Annotated in this window: 14 protein-coding genes; 4 read left to right on the forward strand and 10 right to left on the reverse strand. The window is 66.4% G+C overall.

Annotated features, from left to right (window positions below; genetic code table 11):
• Window positions 1-8: 8 nt before the first annotated feature.
• The 3 genes from glpK to H4W26_RS06470 form a co-directional block, all read right to left on the reverse strand.
• Window positions 9-1,523 (reverse strand): glycerol kinase GlpK, encoded by a 1,515-nt coding sequence (gene glpK, locus H4W26_RS06460; protein WP_192591278.1) that lies wholly within the window; start codon window positions 1,521-1,523, stop codon window positions 9-11.
• Between the two features lie 80 nt (window positions 1,524-1,603).
• Entirely contained in the window at window positions 1,604-2,347 is a 744-nt protein-coding gene (locus tag H4W26_RS06465) for an MIP/aquaporin family protein (protein ID WP_192591279.1), read from the reverse strand.
• A gap of 66 nt (window positions 2,348-2,413) precedes the next feature.
• The gene (locus H4W26_RS06470; protein ID WP_192591280.1) at window positions 2,414-4,162 is read right to left on the reverse strand and encodes a glycerol-3-phosphate dehydrogenase/oxidase; all 1,749 of its coding nucleotides are present in this window, start codon (window positions 4,160-4,162) and stop codon (window positions 2,414-2,416) included.
• Window positions 4,163-4,390: 228 nt separating this feature from the next.
• Here H4W26_RS06470 and H4W26_RS06475 point away from each other — a divergent pair, with 228 nt between their 5' ends.
• Window positions 4,391-5,308, forward strand: coding sequence for a sugar-binding transcriptional regulator (locus tag H4W26_RS06475; RefSeq protein WP_225939889.1), 918 nt, complete (start codon window positions 4,391-4,393; stop codon window positions 5,306-5,308).
• Window positions 5,309-5,397: 89 nt separating this feature from the next.
• Here H4W26_RS06475 and H4W26_RS06480 read toward each other — a convergent pair whose 3' ends face one another.
• The 7 genes from H4W26_RS06480 to H4W26_RS06510 all read right to left on the reverse strand — a co-directional run bounded on the left by H4W26_RS06480 (window position 5,398) and on the right by H4W26_RS06510 (window position 12,889).
• The gene (locus H4W26_RS06480) at window positions 5,398-6,279 is read right to left on the reverse strand and encodes a 3-hydroxyacyl-CoA dehydrogenase family protein (RefSeq protein WP_192591282.1); all 882 of its coding nucleotides are present in this window, start codon (window positions 6,277-6,279) and stop codon (window positions 5,398-5,400) included.
• Window positions 6,276-7,151 (reverse strand): enoyl-CoA hydratase/isomerase family protein, encoded by an 876-nt coding sequence (locus tag H4W26_RS06485; RefSeq protein ID WP_318779790.1) that lies wholly within the window; start codon window positions 7,149-7,151, stop codon window positions 6,276-6,278. The genes H4W26_RS06480 and H4W26_RS06485 overlap by 4 nt, the downstream gene beginning before the upstream one ends.
• 4 nt (window positions 7,152-7,155) lie before the next feature.
• Window positions 7,156-8,361, reverse strand: a complete 1,206-nt coding sequence (locus H4W26_RS06490) for a thiolase family protein (protein ID WP_318779791.1) — start codon at window positions 8,359-8,361, stop codon at window positions 7,156-7,158.
• A gap of 107 nt (window positions 8,362-8,468) precedes the next feature.
• Window positions 8,469-9,260: an ABC transporter ATP-binding protein gene (locus H4W26_RS06495; RefSeq protein ID WP_192591283.1), complete on the reverse strand. Its 792-nt coding sequence runs from the start codon at window positions 9,258-9,260 to the stop codon at window positions 8,469-8,471.
• A 1-nt stretch (window position 9,261) separates the two neighbouring features.
• On the reverse strand, window positions 9,262-10,212 hold the full coding sequence (locus tag H4W26_RS06500; RefSeq protein WP_192591284.1) for an ABC transporter permease: 951 nt from the start codon (window positions 10,210-10,212) through the stop codon (window positions 9,262-9,264).
• Between the two features lie 176 nt (window positions 10,213-10,388).
• Window positions 10,389-11,447, reverse strand: a complete 1,059-nt coding sequence (locus H4W26_RS06505; RefSeq protein WP_192591285.1) for an ABC transporter substrate-binding protein — start codon at window positions 11,445-11,447, stop codon at window positions 10,389-10,391.
• Between the two features lie 59 nt (window positions 11,448-11,506).
• Window positions 11,507-12,889: an MFS transporter gene (locus tag H4W26_RS06510; RefSeq protein ID WP_192591286.1), complete on the reverse strand. Its 1,383-nt coding sequence runs from the start codon at window positions 12,887-12,889 to the stop codon at window positions 11,507-11,509.
• A 229-nt stretch (window positions 12,890-13,118) separates the two neighbouring features.
• Here H4W26_RS06510 and H4W26_RS06515 point away from each other — a divergent pair, with 229 nt between their 5' ends.
• The 3 genes from H4W26_RS06515 to recR all read left to right on the forward strand — a co-directional run bounded on the left by H4W26_RS06515 (window position 13,119) and on the right by recR (window position 17,574).
• Window positions 13,119-14,129, forward strand: a complete 1,011-nt coding sequence (locus tag H4W26_RS06515) for an acyltransferase family protein (protein ID WP_192591287.1) — start codon at window positions 13,119-13,121, stop codon at window positions 14,127-14,129.
• 83 nt (window positions 14,130-14,212) lie between these two features.
• Window positions 14,213-16,939 (forward strand): DNA polymerase III subunit gamma and tau, encoded by a 2,727-nt coding sequence (locus H4W26_RS06520; RefSeq protein ID WP_192591288.1) that lies wholly within the window; start codon window positions 14,213-14,215, stop codon window positions 16,937-16,939.
• Window positions 16,940-16,977: 38 nt separating this feature from the next.
• Entirely contained in the window at window positions 16,978-17,574 is a 597-nt protein-coding gene (gene recR, locus H4W26_RS06525; protein ID WP_192591289.1) for a recombination mediator RecR, read from the forward strand.
• The last annotated feature ends 201 nt before the right edge of the window (window positions 17,575-17,775 follow it).

Genomic DNA, 17,775 nt, shown 5'->3' on the forward strand with positions numbered 1-17,775 from the left:
ACTGCTGACTACTTGACGTCGTCGTCCACCCAGTCGAAGGTCCGGGTCACGGCCTTCTTCCAGAGCCGCAGCTGACGGGCGCGCTCTTCCTCATCCATGGCAGGCTCCCAGCGCTTGTCCTCGGCCCAGTTGGCCGCCAGCTCGTCGGTGTCGCTCCAGAAGCCCACCGCGAGACCTGCGGCGTAGGCGGCACCCAGCGCAGTGGTCTCGGTGACCTTGGGACGCACCACGGGAATGCCGAGGATGTCGGCCTGGAACTGCATCAGGGCCTCATTGGCCACCATGCCGCCGTCGACCCTCAGGTCCTCCATGTCGACTCCGGAGTCGGCGTTCGCGGCGTCCAGCACCTCGCGGGTCTGGAAGGCTGTCGCCTCAAGCGCTGCACGTGCAATGTGACCCTTGTTCACGAAGCGAGTCAGGCCCACGATGGCTCCTCGGGCCTCTCCGCGCCAGTAGGGGGCGAACAGACCGGAGAAGGCTGGTACGACGTAGACGCCACCGTTGTCCTCCACCGACTCGGCCAGCTTCTCGACCTCCGGGGCCGTCTTGATGATCCCAAGGTTGTCGCGCAGCCACTGGATCAGCGATCCCGTCACCGCGATGGAACCTTCCAGCGCGTAGACGGGCTTGGCGTCACCGAGCTTGTAGCAGACGGTGGTCAGCAGCCCGTTCTGGGAGTGGACGATCTCCTCGCCGGTGTTGACGATCAGGAAGTTGCCGGTGCCGTAGGTGTTCTTGGCGCCGCCCTTCTCGAACGCAGCCTGTCCGAAGGTGGCGGCCTGCTGGTCACCCAGGATGCCTGCCACAGGAGTCTCACGCAGCAGCTGCGCGCCGTGGACCTTGCCGTAGACCTCGGAGGAGGACTTGATCTCGGGCAGCATCGAAAGGGGCACCCCGAACGCCTCCAGGATGTCTTCATCCCAGGTCAGCGTTTCGATGTCCATGAACATGGTCCGGGAGGCGTTGGTGACATCAGTGATGTGGACTCCGCTTTCGGTGCCACCGGTGAGATGCCAGGTGAGCCAGGAGTCGGTGTTGCCGAAGAGCAGATCGCCGGCCTCCGCTCTGGCGCGAGCCCCTTCCACGTTGTCCAGGATCCACTTGATCTTGGTGCCGGAGAAGTAGGGGGCCAAGGGCAGCCCGACCTTCTTCTTGAAGCGGTCCGGCCCGCCGTCGGCGGCAAGCTCATCCACGATCGGCTGGGTACGGGTGTCCTGCCAGACGATCGCGTTGTAGACCGGCTCACCGGTGTTCTTGTCCCAGACCACCGTGGTCTCACGCTGGTTGGTGATGCCCACTGCGGCGATGTCGTGCCGGGTGAGGTTCACCTTGGACAGTGCGTTGCCGATGACCTCTCGGGTGTTGTTCCAGATCTCCATCGGGTCATGCTCGACCCAGCCTGCCTTCGGGAAGATCTGCTCGTGCTCCTTCTGGCCCGAGGACACGATGTTCCCGGTGTGATCAAAGATGATCGCGCGGCTCGACGTGGTGCCCTGGTCGATCGCGATGACGTACTTCGACATGTTGTTCTCCTCTTCGAGTGTTCTCTCAGTCGATCATGCAGTGGCAGGCCGTGACGGAATCACCGGACCTGCTCGGAATTTCAGCTGACTGCCGGGAAGCTGACCACCATGGCAAGCAGACCACCCAGAGCACCGCCGATCAAGGGGCCGACCACGGGAACCCATGCGTAGGACCAGTCGCTGCCGCCCTTGCCCTTGATGGGCAGCAGGGCGTGGGCGATCCTGGGGCCCAGGTCACGTGCCGGGTTGATGGCGTAGCCCGTGGGCCCACCGAGGGACGCACCGATGCCGACCACGAGCAGCGCGACCGCCAGCGGACCGAGGCCCGAAGGAGTGCTTCCCTGGGCGATGATCACGAAGACCAGGACGAAGGTGGCGATGATCTCCGTCACCAGGTTCCACGCATTGGACTTGATCGCCGGGCCAGTGGAGAAGACTCCGAGCTTGGTGGCGGCATCAGGCTCTGCATCGAAATGCTGCTTATAGCTGAGGTAGCACAGCACCGCACCGATGATCGCTCCCAGCATCTGGGCCAGGAAGTACAGCACGACGTTGAGGAACGTCTTGTCGATATCAGGACCGAGGGTGGCGGTATCGCCGTTGACGAGCAGGCCGATCGTGACTGCGGGGTTCAGATGGGCTCCGGAGAGCGCCGCGACGTAGACGCCGGCGAAGACGCCGAGACCCCAGCCGAAGTTGACCATCAGAAACCCGGCGCCGTTGCCCTTCGTGCCACGGAGGGCGACGTTGGCGACGACGCCACCGCCGAGCAGCAACAGCAACATGGTGCCGAAGGTCTCAGCGACAAATACTTCAAGAGACATCTTTGGCTCCTTTCCTTATTCTTTTCTTCTTTGGTTGAACCGATGAGGCGGAGCGCCCCGTCGGAGTTATGCCACCAGATCCTTGACGTCGACGTTGTGCCACTCGCGCAGCACTCGTTCGGCGCGTTCAATCTCAGCGGTGACGGTCTCTGCGTCCCACCCCTTCAGCGGGGCAAGAGCGTCTCCCAGCTCGCGGAGGAGCTCGGCGGTGACGAGTCCGCGGAAGGCCAGGGAGGTGCGGCGGATGAGCACGTCGACCAGATGGCCCACCTGCTCGTGCTCCACCATGTAGGCGAGCTCGCGCTCACTGAGCTCTGGGGTCGAGTCGAACACCCGGTCCGATCCGGCGCGGAGGTGGTCGATGACCTCGCTGGCACGCGCCCCGTAGCGGATCAGCAGGCCCTCGACACGCTCGGCGGAGAGCCCGTCACCGGCGTGGGACATGACCCAGGCCTTCTCTGCGGAGGCGGTCTTCGGGAAGCCCTTTCCGCCACCGATGGGCAGTCCCGCGGTGGAGACGGCGCGACGCCGGCCCAGCACCTCGAGCACGTCGTTGGTCATGTGCTCAGACAGCGCACGGAAGGTCGTCCACTTGCCGCCCACCAGGCTCAGCGTGGTCACGTCACGATCCTGGACGCGGTCCTGGCGCTGCTCGATCCGGTAGTCGCGGGAGACGAAGCCGGGCTGGGTCTCATCGTGCTTCGGAAGCGGGCGGACGCCGGAGAAGCTGTAGACCACGTGGTCCGGTTCGACGGTGATGTCCGGGAACACCTGTCCGATCAGGTCGATGAAGTAGTCGACCTCTTCCGGGGTGCACACGGGCTGTTCATCGACATCGACGTCGATGTCCGTGGTGCCGACCAAGACTCGATCCTCGATGGGGTAGATGAGCACGATGCGCCCGTCGGTGTTCTCGAAGAACATCTCGCGTCCGGCGCAGGCTGCCAGCAGGGCGGGGTGATCCAGCACGATGTGCGAGCCCTTGGTGCCACCCATGTATGAGCTGGGCTCGCCGAGGGAGTCATTGGTCCCGTCGACCCAGGCGCCGGTGGCGTTGACGACGACGTCGGCGGTGAACGGGAACTCTTCGCCGGTGAGCTCATCGCGCAGCGTCACGGCCTCGCCGCTGCGTCCCACTGCGCTGACGTAGTTGGTGGCGCGCACGTCAGGGTTGGCGTTGAGCCCGTCGCGCAGCACATCCAACGTCATCCGCTCAGGGTTGTGCACGGAGGCGTCGAAGTAGGTCGCGGTGTAGCGCACGTCGTCGCGGAGGTCGGGAAGCTGCGCCAGTGAGGCACGGCGACCTGCGAAGCGGTGGCGGGGCACGGAGCCGCCGTCCCGGGAGAACCAGTCATACATGGTCAGCCCCGCCTTGATCAGGAAGGCACCACGCTCGCGCGGCTGGCCCTGCTGACGATGGGTGAGGAACCGCATCGGTGCAGCGAGGATGCCCGAGAAGGTGCTGTAGATCGGGATGGTGGTCTGCAGCGGCTTCACGTAGTGGGGCGCGGTCTTCAGCAGCGCGTTGCGCTCCACGACAGACTCGCGGACAAGCCTGAACTCGCCGTTCTCCAGGTACCGGATACCGCCGTGGATCATGTGCGAGGAGGCGCCGGAAGCGCCTTGGCAGTAGTCGCCGCGTTCCACCAGTGCGACGTCGACACCCTGCAGCGCCAGGTCGCGGAACGTGCCCACGCCGTTGATGCCGCCGCCGATGACCAGCACGGACGCGCGAGGGTTCTCTCGCAGCGCTCGCACTTCATTCCGCTCCGCGGGTGCCGCGGTCTTGCCAGTGTTCACAATTGTGTCGGCCATCACAGTCTCCTCAGGGTGTCGCGTGCTGCATCGGTGTCCGCAGTGCGTATGGGTTCACTCTTGAAAGAATGCAACGATTAGTCAATGCTGATGCACAGACGTGCAGAAATGAGGAGTGCTGTGGGAGAAGATTCCGCCACCGAGCCCGACCGGGGCGATCGTGCTGCACGTTATTCCAACGCAGAAGCGTCGCGGTCCCGAGGCAGCGACGCCCTGCGTGCGGCGCAGATGTACTACCTGCAGGACCTCACGATGAACGCGATCGCTCGGGAGCTGCGCACCTCCCGCTCCACGGTCTCCCGCCTGCTCTCCACCGCCCGCGAGACGGGGCTGGTGGAGATCCAGGTCAACAATCCGCAGCTCCGTGCGCCCTCCTTGGAGCACGAGATCCGACGACGGTTCTCGGTGGAGGCCCACGTGGTGCCGGTCTCGGAGCTGGTCCGGGATTCCGAGGTGCTGGAGCGGGTCGCCATTCAAGCCGCTCGCACCATCGGCCCCCTGGTCGAGTCAGATGCGGTCATCGGCGTCGCCTGGGGCTCGACGCTCAGCGCAGTGAGTCAGCACCTGGCGCGCAAGCTGACCCACGACACCACCGTCGTGCAGCTCAACGGTGCCGGCAACACCCAGACGACCGGGATCGCCTACGCCAGTGAGATTCTGCAGCGCTTCGGCCACGCCTACGGCGCCCGTGTGGAGCAGTTCCCCGTCCCCGCCTTCTTCGATCATGCAGAGACCAAGACGGCGATGTGGGCCGAGCGCAGCGTGCGCCGGATCCTCGAGCTCCAGGAGCGCATGACGATGGCGATATTCGGCGTCGGGTCGACCAACTCGGGGATCCCGAGTCACGTGTACTCAGGCGGGTACCTCGACGACGCAGACCTTCTGGCCCTGAATCAGGAGCGCGTCGTCGGCGATGTGGCGACCATGTTCTTCCGGGCAGACGGCAGCCACCGTGACCTGCTGATCAACCAACGGGGCACGGGCCCTGAGCTGGAGCTGCTGCGGCGCGTGCCCCGGCGCATCTGCGTCGTCTCAGGAGAGGCCAAGCTCAGCGGCCTGCGGGGCGCCCTGGCAGCCGGCCTGCCCACGGACCTCATTCTGGATGAGGCGACCGCGCGCTGGCTCGTCCAGGACGAGCCCCGCTGAGCTGCTCCTCGTTCAATGTGAGCCCCGCTGGACGGCGCGCAGGCCACTGCACCGCTGAACGGCGTCGATGCTGCGGCCCAGACCGCGGGTCAGCTCTCGGGGTAGTCGTAGAAGCCCTTGCCGGACTTCTGGCCCAGCTCCCCGCGGGCGACCATGTCGCGCATGAGCTGGGGTGGAGCGAAGCGCTCCCCCAGCTGCGATTCGAGATACTCGGCGATGCCCAGCCGCACATCCAGACCCACGATGTCGGTCAGCGCGAGGGGGCCGATGGGGAACTTGTAGCCCAGCACCATCGCATTGTCGATGTCTGCCGGCGCGGCCACGCCCTCTTCGACCATGCGAATGGCCTCCAGACCGATGGCCACTCCCAGCCGGGATGAGGCAAAGCCGGGCGCGTCCCTGACCACCACGGGGGTCTTGCCCAGGGCTTCGACCCAGCGTGGGCTCAGCTCGGCGAGCTCCCCGCCGGTGTGCTCGGCCAGCACCACCTCCACCAGCTTCGAGGCGGGCACCGGGTTGAAGAAATGCAGCCCACAGAACCGCTCGGGCCGATCGAGGTGCTCCGCGAGGGAGCTGATGGACAGCGAGGAGGTGTTGGTGGCCAGCCAGGCCTCTGGCGCGAGCTGTGCCTCGGCTCGGCGCAGCGACTCCACCTTCAGGTTCATGTCCTCCGGCACGGCCTCGATGACCAGTCCGCAACGGCTGAACGCGGCGACATCGGCTGTGGTGGTGAGCCGGTCCGTCCAGTCGGAGAGCTCGCCCTCGATCTTCCCCCGGGTCAGCGAGGCTTCGAGGTCCTTGGTGATCCGTGCCGCGGCGGTCTGCGCGGCCGCCTCAGAGACATCGACGACGACGACCTCTTCGGCTCCGGCCACCAGGAAGGCGTGGCCGATCCCGGCCCCCATGCGGCCGCCGCCGAGGACACCGACCGTGGCGGGGAGAGTCTGATTCGAAGCGGCGGGGGTGCTCATGGGTTGTCTCCTGAGGTGCGTTCTGATGCTTCGTGGTCCTGGTCCGAGGCGCCGTCGGAGGCTTGTTCGGGGGCTTGTCCGGCAGTCTTGGCCTCGCGGCGGTCCAGGAAGGCCTGCATCCGTTCGAACTTCGCCTCGGACTCGAAGAGGATGGCCTGCGCGAGGTTGTCCACCTGTGGGTGGGCCTCTCGCGGCATGGAGAAGACCTGCTTGCTGATCCGCACCGCCAAGGGGTCCTGCTTGGCGATCCGATCGGCGAGCGCGTGGGCGGCGTCGAGCAGCTCGGCAGCCGGATGCACGGCGTTGAGCAGGCCGTGGTCCAGCGCCTCCTGCGCGTCGAGGATGCGTCCTGCCAGCAGGATCTCCTTGGCGATGCCCTCACCGGCGAGCTCGCGCAGCCGCCAGAGCGCGCCTGCGGCGGGGATGATCCCCAGTCCGGTCTCGGGCTGGCCGATCTTCACCTCGGGGGTGCCCAGCCGGAAGTCAGCGGCCCAGGCGAGTTCGGCGCCGCCGCCGAGGGCGAATCCGTCCAGCGCGGCGATCACCGGCATGGGCAGCTTGGCGAGACGCTCGAAGGCGGTGGAGTTCACTCCGCGGAGGGCCTCCGCGCGCCGTCGCTCGCGGAGCTGACCGATATCGGCACCCGAGGCGAAGATGCCCTTGCCTCCGGATTCGGTGCCGGAGAGGATCAGCAGCTTGGGGTGATGCTCGAGATGCGCGCAGACGGCGTGCAGCTCGGCGATCATGGTGGCGTCGATGGCATTGCGCACCTCGGGGCGATCCAGCTGGGCATGCACCCGATCTGCTGTCTCGGTGATCCGCAGCGTGGTGAAGCCGGCGGCATCCAGGGTCGGGGTCTCGTTCGAGCTCACCGGCTCACACCCTTTCCAGCAGCAGGGCTGAGCCCTGGCCGACACCGACGCACATCGTGGCGAGGCCGCGGGCCACACCCTCGTCCTCCATGCGGCGAGCAAGGGTCAGCACGATCCGGCAACCAGAGGAGCCCAGCGGGTGTCCCAGCGCGATCGCACCGCCGTCGGCGTTGACGATTCCAGGGTCAAGCCCGAGCCTGCGCATGCTGGCCAGCGACTGCGTGGCGAAGGCTTCGTTGAGTTCGACGGCGCCGAGATCCTCGATCCGCCAACCGACGCGCTCGAGCACTTTGCGGGTGGCCGGGACCGGACCCATCCCCATGATCTCCGGGGCGACGCCCGCGCTCGCAGCGCCGACCACCCGGGCCCGAGGGGTCAGTCCGTATTTCTGCACCGCAGCCTCAGAGGCGACGATGACCGCCGAGCCGCCGTCGTTGAGCGAGGAAGCATTGCCTGCGGTGACCACGCTGCCGCCCGCGACCACCGGACGCAGTCCCGCGAGGGATTCAGCAGTGGTTCCAGGCCGCGGCCCCTCGTCGGTGTCCACCACGGTGACGGCGCCCTTGCGTCCTGGCACCTCGACCGGAGTGATCTCCCGCGCCAGCCGTCCTGCCTCCATGGCGGCCACGGCCCGGCGCTGCGACTCCACGGCGAAGGCATCGGCGTCCTCGCGGCTGATCCCCTCCACCCGGGCCACCTCTTCGGCGGTCTCGGGCATGGAGTAGGTTCGCTTGTCGATCTCCAGGAACTTGGGATTGGTGAACCGCCAGCCGATGGAGGTGTCCACGACCTCCCCGGGCTTGGCGAAGCCGGTGGTGGGCTTGGCCATCACCCAGGGGGCTCGAGACATCGACTCCACTCCCCCGGCGACGACGATGTCGGCGGCCCCGGCGGCGATCATGTGCTGGGCCTGGGCGATCGCACTCATGCCCGAGGCGCAGAGCCTGTTGACGGTGATGCCCGGAACGGAATCAGGGAATCCCGCCAGAAGCCAGGCCATGCGGGCCACGTTGCGGTTCTCCTCCCCGGCGCCGTTGGCGTTGCCGAGGATGACTTCGTCGACGTCGGCCGGATCGATCCCGGATTCCTGGACCACCTGGCGCACCACGAGAGCCGCGAGGTCATCGGGTCGGACCGAGGAGAGAGCTCCGCCGTAGCGACCCACCGGGGTCCGGGTGCCAGAGACAAGATATGCAGGGCTGATCGCCACGTCATGCGCCTTTCGCAGGAATAACTGACCGATCGTTCACCTATCACTCTTCCATGAGTGCACTGTGCGGTCAATCACAGCGCAGTGCACTCATGGAGGCGGGAGTTTCACTGCAGCAGCGTCTTGTCGTCGACCACGGCACCCTTGAGCTTGCCGAACTCGGCGAGCAGATCCTGGGAGGTCATCTGCGCCTTCTTCGCGGCGCCGACGTCGAGGATGATGCGGCCTTCATGCATCATGATCAGCCGGTTGCCGACCTCGAGAGCCTGGACCATGTTGTGCGTGACCATCAGGGTGGTGAGGCCCTTGTCCTGGACCACGCTGCGGGTCAGCCGGGTGACCAGCTCGGCGCGCTGCGGGTCGAGTGCCGCGGTGTGCTCGTCGAGCAGCAGCACCCGGGGGTCGGAGTAGGTGGCCATGAGCAGGCTCAGCGCCTGGCGCTGGCCGCCGGAGAGCAGACCGACCTTGGTCTTGAGCCGGTCTTCCAGACCCAGCTCCAGCTGCTTGAGCGCCTCGGCGAAGCGTTCCCGCTTGGCCCTGGTCACTCCACGGGACAGGCCCCGGGGACGTCCCCGCCGGTCAGCCAGCGAGAGGTTCTCTTCGATGCTGAGGTTCGGCGCCGTGCCAGCCATCGGGTCCTGGAAGACCCTGCCGACCTTCGCGGCACGCTGGTGCTCCTTGAGCCGGCTGACATCGACGCCGTCGAGGGAGACCACGCCCTCGTCCTGATGGATGCGGCCCGCCACCGTGTTGAGCAGAGTGGACTTGCCGGCGCCGTTGGAGCCGATGACGGTGACGAAGTCACCTTCCTGAAGCTGAAGGTCCACATCCACCAGCGCGCGACGCTCATTGACGGTGTGCGGGAAGAACGTCTTGGAGACTGAGTCGACTTTCAACATGTCAGGCTCCCTTCTGTGCCGAGGTATGGGGGAGGGGCGCGTCGTCGGTGGTCGCCGGCTCAGCGGCGGCCGCCAACGGTGAGCGACTCTTGCGCCGCAGGCTCAGCTTCGAGAAGCCCTTCCACTGGGGCAGCAGCAGCGCCGCGACCACGAGGACAGCGGACATGAGCTTCATGTCGTTCGGGTTCAGCCCGATGTTCAGCGCGAACTGGATCGCCAGCCGATAGACCACGGCGCCCAGGATCACCGCAAGGGTGGCCTGGATGACGGTGCGGCTGCCGAAGATCGCCTGGCCCACGATCACCGAGGCCAGACCGACCAGGATGAGTCCGATGCCCATGCCGATGTCGGCGAAGCCCTGATGCTGAGCCACCACGGCGCCGGCGATGCCGACCAACCCGTTGGAGAGCATCAGGCCGATGATCTTCTGCCGGTCGGTGCTGACGGCGAAGGAGCTGATCATCTGTTCGTTGTCGCCGGTGGCGCGCAGCGCCAGACCGTTGTCGGTCTGCAGATACCAGTCCATCACCAGCTTGAAGAGCAGCGCGACGACGGCGAGCACGGCCACGGAGGTCCAGCCCACGCCGGTGAACCCGCGCATCATCGAGATCACGGTGTCCTGGCCCAGCAGCGGCACATTGGCCCCGTCCATGATGCGCAGGTTGATCGAGTACAGCCCGATCATCGTCAGGATGCCGGCAAGCAGGCCGTTGATGTTTCCCTTGGTGTGCAGCAGGCCGGTGATCAGGCCCGCCAGGCTTCCGACCACGAAGGCCACGGCGGTGGCCAGGAACGGGTCGACTTCGTTGGTGATCAGGATGGCTGCGGTGGCAGCGCCTGAGGTGAAGGAGCCGTCGACGGTCAGGTCGGGGAAGTTCAGAATTCTGAAGGTCAGGTACACGCCCAGGGCCATGATCGCGTAGATCAGCCCGAGCTCGAATGCAGTGATCATGTGTCCTCAATCGTCGTCGCGACCGGGTCATCGGCCGTCGGCGGGTCCACGTCCACCCAGGCCGCGGGCGCCGGTCCAGCCTGGTGAGGCTGTTCCGGCGCCCGGCCAGATGGTCAGTTTCGGTCAAGGTCGACGCGCGCCGACCGTGGAGGTTGAATCAGCTCGCCCGCGGGGGCTCACTCCTCCTCTTCGGCGGCTTCGTCACCCTCTGCAGGGTCCTCGGCGTCGACATCTTCACCGACGACGACGTCGGCGCGATCCAGCAGCTCCTGGTCCAGTTCGACACCCATGGCCTCCGCGGCCTCAGGGTTGACGACGAGCTCCAGCTCCTCCAGAGTCTCCACTGCCATGGTGGCGGGGTCCTCCCCGTCTTCGAGGATCCGGATGGCCATCTCGCCGGCCTGGCGACCGAGGTCCATGTAGTTCAGCCCATAGGTGGCCACCGAGCCGCGGATCACCGAGTCACCCTCGGAGGCGATCACCGGGATGCTGTTCTGCTGGCCATACTGCAGCACTGATTCCAGCGCCGAGACGACGGCGTTGTCGGTGGGGACCCAGATCGCGTCCACGTCGAGAGATTCCACGCCCTGCTGGACCTCGGAAGAGTTCGAGATCGTGGCCTCCTGAATCTCCAGGCCGAGCTCCTCGGCGGCCTCCTGTGCCAGCTCCACCTGGACCTCGGAGTTGGCTTCGCCGGAGGAGTACACGATGCCCACGGTCTCGGCATCGGGGGCGATCTCCTGGAGCAGCTCGAACTGCTCCATGACCGGGTTCAGGTCGGAGGCTCCGGTGATGTTGGCCCCGGGCTCCTCCCAGGAGTCCGCCAGGCCGGCTTCCACCGGATCGGTGACCGAGGAGAAGACGATCGGCTTGTCCGTGATGGCCTGAGCCGCTGCCTGCGAGGTCGGCGTCGCGATCGAGTGGATCAGGTCCATATCGGAGGAGGCAAAGGTGCCGGCGATGTTGCTCGCCGTCGCCTGCTCGCCCTGGGCGTTCTGCTCGTCCCACTCCACCTCGAGTCCGGCGTCCTCGAAAGCTGCCTTGAAGCCGTCGCGGGCCTCATCCAACGAGGGGTGGGAGACGATCTGGGTGATGCCGATCGAGTAGCTGCCGCCTTCTTCGCCGGCTGCACTCTCCGCATCCTCTCCCTCGCTGGCGCCGCCGCAGGCGGTCAGCATCAGGGCCGTGGTGGCGACCGCCGCGGAGAGCCTCAGGGTGTACGTGCTGTTTCTCATCAATGGTCCTCTTCTGTGGTGCGTATAAATGGTGCGAGTGATTCGGCTGATCGGGTGATTCAGCTGGTGGGGGTGGTCGAGCGCGCCCCGGGAGTCACGGAGAACTCCTCACGCTCGCTGTCGTCATTGAGGTTGATGCCCTGCAGCTTCTTCGGGACCACCGAGACGGCCAGGAAGGAGATGATCGCCAGCACGGAGATGTAGAGACCGATCAGCCAGGACTGTCCCGTGGCGTTGAGGATGCTCTGTGCAATGGTGGCGGCGAAGGCTCCGCCGATGATCGAGCCGAGTGCGTAGCCGATCGAGACTCCGGAGAAGCGGATGGAGACGGGGAACATCTCGGCATACAGCGCCGACTGCGGGCCGTAGGACGGGCCGAGACCCATGGTCAGGATGAAGATGGCCAGGGCGAACAGCGGCAGCGAGGCGGTGTCGAGCAGGAACCACATGGGGACCGACCAGACGATGATGATGCCGTAGCCGATCTGGAAGGTCTTGACCCGGCCGATGCGGTCCGAGATCCAGCCGCCGTAGAGCGTGAAGATCAGCCAGCCCACGCCGCCGATCAGCGAGGCGATGAGCGTGTCGTTGCGCTCCATGCCCAGGGTGTTCACACCATAGGCCGCGAAGAAGGCGATCACCAGGTAGCCGGCCGCGTTGTTTGCGGCGAAGATCAGCGCGGCGAGGAAGGTGAACTTCTTGTGCGTGGTGAGCAGCTCTTTCAGGGGAGCCGAGGACTCCTTTTTGCGCTCCTTCATCTCCAGGAAGACCGGGGATTCGTCGACCTTCATGCGGATGAAGAAGCCCACGAGGATCAACACGAAGGAGAACAGGAACGGCACGCGCCAGCCCCAGGAGATGAACTGCTCCTCGGTGGTCACCGCGTTGAGCGCGAACATGAAGCCGGTGGCCAGCAGCATCCCGATGGGGACACCGATCTGTGGATAGGCGCCGAAGAGGCCGCGCTTATGCCGCGGCGCATGTTCGACGGCGAGCAGTGCAGCGCCACCCCATTCTCCGCCGGCGGAGAGACCCTGAAGCACGCGCAGCAGGATCAGCAGGATCGGTGCAGCCACACCCCAGGTGGCGTGGGTGGGCAGCAGGCCGATGAGCACGGTGGCGCCACCCATCCCCATCAAGGTCATGACCAGAACCGCCTTTCGGCCATACCGGTCACCCATCCAGCCCGCGAGGATCGCGCCGAGCGGACGGAACAGGAAGGAGATGCCGACTGAGGCCCAGGCGACGATCTGCGCCAGCGCCGCGTTCTCCTCACCGAGTGGCTCGAAGTACAACATGGCCAGCACGAAGCCGGCTGCCTGCGCGTAGATGAAGAAGTCGTACCACTCGATGGTGGTGCCGACGAGGGTGCCTGCGAGGACCTTCTTCTCCTCACGGGTCAGCGCATGCCCCTCGCTGCTGAGGTAGGTGGACTGGCTCATATCTGCTCCAAGTGCTGGACACGTCGCGTGGACGTACGAGTGATTCATGGATGTCGTCTGTGATCCAGGTCACGGACATGAGCGCCAATGTATCAGATTAAATGACCGAACGGTTGGTCAGTCTCGTGACCTGCAGAAACCTCGTCGGCTACAGTGATTTCAGTGGTTTCGCGCCAGCTGCCTCGCGATTCCTCTTTCCTGATCGCCAGAGAGAGCCAGTTCCAGGACCATGCCCCACCCATCTGCTGAGTCGACGCAGCGCATGCAGTGGATGGACCTGCTGCGTGGAGTGGCGGTGCTGCTGGTCGTGGTGCTCCACGGCTCAGACATCCCGCGGGCGAACGGCATCGAGGTCCCGCAGTGGGCTCAGCTGAATCTGTACCTGGAACCGTTCCGCATGCCGCTGCTGATGTTCCTCTCCGGCACTCTGCTGCCACGCTCCCTGCGCAAGCCCGCCGCCGGATACCTCTGGGGCAAGTTCGGCGCCGTCGTCTGGCCGCTGATGGTCTGGCTGATCGGCTTCGGGGTGCTGATCTACCGGGGCGGCCCCGGAGATCCCGGCTACTGGCAGACCGGGGACTACCTCTGGTTCCTCATGGCACTGACCCTCTGCTACCTGGTCGGTCTGCTCTTCAAACCGCTGCTCACTCGACCGCTGCTGTTCACCGCTGTCGCCGCATCGCTCTTTGTGGCCATGGTCTTCACTCGCCACTCGATCGAGGTGGACCAGGCGCTGCTGAATCGCACGTTGTACTACGGCGCGTTCTTCTTCCTCGGCGCCGCCAGCGCCCGGCTGCTCTCGCGGTGGACCCGCGCCCCCTGGCTGCTCGTCGCAGCCCTTGCGGTGGCAGTGGCATGGTTGGCACACCACGGGCTGGAGAGCCCAGAGTTTCGGGCTGGCACGATCTACGCGGCTCCCACCGCCGTGCTCGGAATCGCCCTGATCCTGTGGGTGGCGCCACGAATTCCGGCGGGACGGGTCAATCGCTTCATGCAGTGGGCGGGGCGGAATTCGATCGTCGTCTATGTCAGCCATTTTCCGATCATCATCCTTCTCCACCGCTGGATCGATCAGCTCGGAGTGGGCGCCGGGGTCCATGTCGCGGTCTGCACCGGGGGAGGGCTCGCGCTGACCCTCGTGGTCGTCTGGCTGCGCCCCTGGACGCGCTGGCTCTACACCGTCCCGGGGAACCGCAAGGTGGCGCAGCGGCTCGCGGCGGGCGCCGCTCAACGAGGCTGATCCTGCCCTCCCCCGAGCCCCACGAGTTTCGGCGGACCCCCGCTGAATGCGCATGTCCGAGGGAGCAGATAAGGTTTCTGACTGTGAGCACCGCCCTGTACCGCCGCTATCGCCCCGACACCTTCGCCGAGGTGATCGGGCAAGAGCATGTCACCGCTCCGCTGATGACAGCCCTGGGCAAGGACGCGGTCTCCCACGCCTACCTCTTCTCCGGCCCCCGTGGCTGCGGCAAGACCACCTCGGCGCGGATCCTCGCCCGTTGCCTGAACTGTGCGCAGGGGCCCACCGGGACTCCCTGCGGAGTGTGCGACTCCTGTGTAGACCTCGCCACCGGCGGATCCGGCTCGCTGGATGTCATCGAGATCGACGCCGCGAGTCACGGCGGCGTGGACGATGCTCGTGATCTCCGAGAGCGAGCCACCTTCGCCCCGGTTCGGGACCGCTACAAGATCTTCATCATCGATGAGGCGCACATGGTCACGGCGGCGGGCTTCAACGCGCTGCTCAAGATCGTCGAAGAGCCGCCGGAGCACATCAAGTTCATCTTCGCGACCACGGAGCCGGACAAGGTCATCGGCACGATCCGCTCCCGCACGCACCACTACCCCTTCCGGCTGGTGCCGCCCGAGCCGCTCATGGACTACCTGCACCGGCTCTGCGAACAGGAGTCCGTGAGCGTGGCACCTGGCGTCCTGCCGCTGGTGATCCGCGCCGGGGGCGGTTCGGTCCGCGACACGCTCTCCGTGCTGGATCAGCTGATCGCCGGCTCCACCGACAGCGGGCTCGACTACGACCGCGCGACGGCGCTGCTCGGCTTCACCCACGCCACCCTGCTCGATGACGTGGTGGACTCCGTGGCGAGCCTCGACGGGGCCACCGCGTTCGCCGTGGTCGACCGGGTCGTCCAGTCCGGGCAGGACCCGCGACGATTCGTCGAGGACCTCCTGGAGCGGCTGCGCGATCTGATCATCGTGAAGTCCGTGCCGGAGAACCCCGGCGCGATCCTGCGCGGGGTACCCGAGGACCAGATCCGGGTGATGCAGACCCAGGCGGGAAAGCTGGGCTCGGCCGAGCTCTCCCGGGCGGCAGACATCACGGCCCAGGCGCTGACCGACATGGTCGGCGCCACCTCCCCCAAGCTGCACCTCGAGCTGCTGATGGCGAGGCTGCTGCTGCCCCACGCCGAACAGGGTCATTCCTCGGTCGCCGCACGGCTGGAACGCGTGGAGCGACGGCTGGACTTCTCTGCCGGTGCCGGCGTGACTCCCGAGCCCGAACCGCAGCCAGCGTCGTCGACCCCCACGCAGGCCGCACCTCATGCCCAGTCCAGCCAGCAGGCGCAGCCCGGCGCAGAGTCCGCGCGCCAGCCGCAGGCGACCTCCGCACCCGCGCCCCAGTCGGGGACGGGACCGGATCGCGGTCCACAGCCCGATCGCAGAGCACCGGGCGACCCCGAGCCCCAGCCCGATCGCGAACCACAGCGCCCACCGAAGAGTGAGGGTGAACAGCCGTGGGAGCCCGCCACACCCGCCGCCGAGCCCACTGCCGCTGAACAGCCAGATCCCGCGCAGGAGGAACCGTCGCTCTCCCAGCCGACGCCGGCAGCTGAATCTTCCGCTGCTGCTGCGGCACCAAGAACCGGCGAGCCCTCCCCCGCCACGCCTGTGACGCCACAGCCCGCCGCTCAGTCCGAGTCCTCCACCGGGGTCTCCCCTGCTGAGATGATGCGCCGAGCCTGGCCAGACATCGTGGATTCGCTGAAATCGCAGTCAAGGATGCTCTGGATGCTGGTCAAGGGCAACGTGGAAGTAGGCGATTTCGACGGCCAGACCCTGACCCTGAACTTCGCCAACGAAGGCGCGAAGTCCACGTTCGCGAATCGACATGGCGAGCAGGCGCTGAACTCGGCAGTCCAGGACGTGCTGGGCATGCAGGTGCGCTTGACGCTCAACAGCGGTGGATCCTCGTCCCCGGGTGGTGGTGGCGGCCCAAAAGCTGACCGCCGGCTGAGCCCGGCGGACGCAGGGGATGCGCAGACCGTGGGCGGGAGCCCATCATCTGCCGATGACCCTGCCGATGACCCTGCCGACGGGTCGCCAGCGTGGGTTCAGGAAGAGCCCCCCGAGCCCTATGACCCCGGGTTCTACGAGGCCCCACCAGAACCCCCGGCTGAAGCACCGTCGCCGCGCCCCGCTGAACCCGAGCAGCTCGAACCTGAGCAGCTCGAGCGCGACCGGGACGAACTCGACCGGGACCCCAACCCAGCCGCCGCTTCGGCGTCGTCGTCTGACATCCCCCCGAGCGAACCCGAGTCGTATAAGCCGCTGGAGACGAAGCCTCCGGTCCCTGCGTTCGCGCGCCGGGCCTCGGCTGGTCCTCGCTCCGGCAGCAGCCCCGTCAGTACGACGAGCCAGTCGGAGAGCCCAACCGCTGCGCCGGCGGCTGCCCCGGCGAGTGGTGGCGCTCCCAGCCGGGCTGCCGAGATACGACGGCGGCTCGCTCAGCGGCGAGGCGAGGCGGCTCCCGCCCCGACGGAACCACCGACTGATCACGACCACCCGGCGCCCCCGCCTGATCCGGCCTGGGATTCGGGACCTCCCAGTGACTACGACCAGGCGGCTCCGCCGTCGTGGGCTCAGCCTCCTGGCGCTCCCGGAACAGGCGCTCCCAAGGGAACGGAGCCCGAGGACATCGCCAGCGAGGACGATGTCGCCCTGGAACACTCCGGGGTCTTCGGTCGCAAGGCCTTCGAGAAGCACCTCGGAGCCACGCTTCTTGAGGAACGCTGGCTCAACGAGCAAGCCCGATAGACTCAACCACCACCCCACCTGGAAGGCTCGTCCCCACCGTGTATGAAGGCGCAGTCCAAGACCTGATCGACGAGCTCGGACGTCTCCCCGGCATCGGACCGAAGTCGGCCCAGCGCGTGGCCTTTCATATCCTCGAGGCCGACGGTGAGGACATGAAGCGGCTGGCGGACGCGATCACCACCGTGAAGGAGAAGGTGAAGTTCTGCTCCATCTGCTTCAACGTCTCCGAGGAAGACACCTGCCGGATCTGCCAGGATTCCCGTCGCGACTCCAGCCTGATCTGCGTGGTGGAGGAGTCCAAGGACGTCATGGCCATCGAGCGCACGCGATCCTTCCGCGGCCGGTACCACGTGCTGGGAGGCTCCATCAATCCGATCGCGGGCATCGGACCTGATCAGCTCCATATCCGTGAACTGCTGGGCCGCCTCTCCGATGACGCGATCCAAGAGGTCATCATCGCCACGGACCCGAACCTCGAAGGCGAGGCCACGGCCACGTACCTGTTCCGGATGCTGGGGTCCATCGGAATACCCGTCACCCGCCTGGCCTCTGGCCTGCCCGTAGGGGGCGATCTGGAGTATGCAGACGACGTCACACTGGGCCGCGCCTTTGAGGGCCGCCGCGCGATGTCCTGACCCCCTCACCTGGCTGCTGTGGAGCACGCCGCACAGATAGTTATGCAAGCGTGATCAGGTAATACTCAGGTTTCTACGAAACGTATTTCGGTGGGTTTACCCGCAGCGCGCATGCCTAGGCACGTCAGGCAACCGCGCTCACACGCTGATCTAACCCAGGTTTTCCCGCACCCATTTCTGACTCCACTCCGCGGCTCTGTG

This window comes from Nesterenkonia halotolerans, from assembly GCF_014874065.1.
Classification (GTDB): Bacteria; Actinomycetota; Actinomycetes; order Actinomycetales; family Micrococcaceae; genus Nesterenkonia; species Nesterenkonia halotolerans.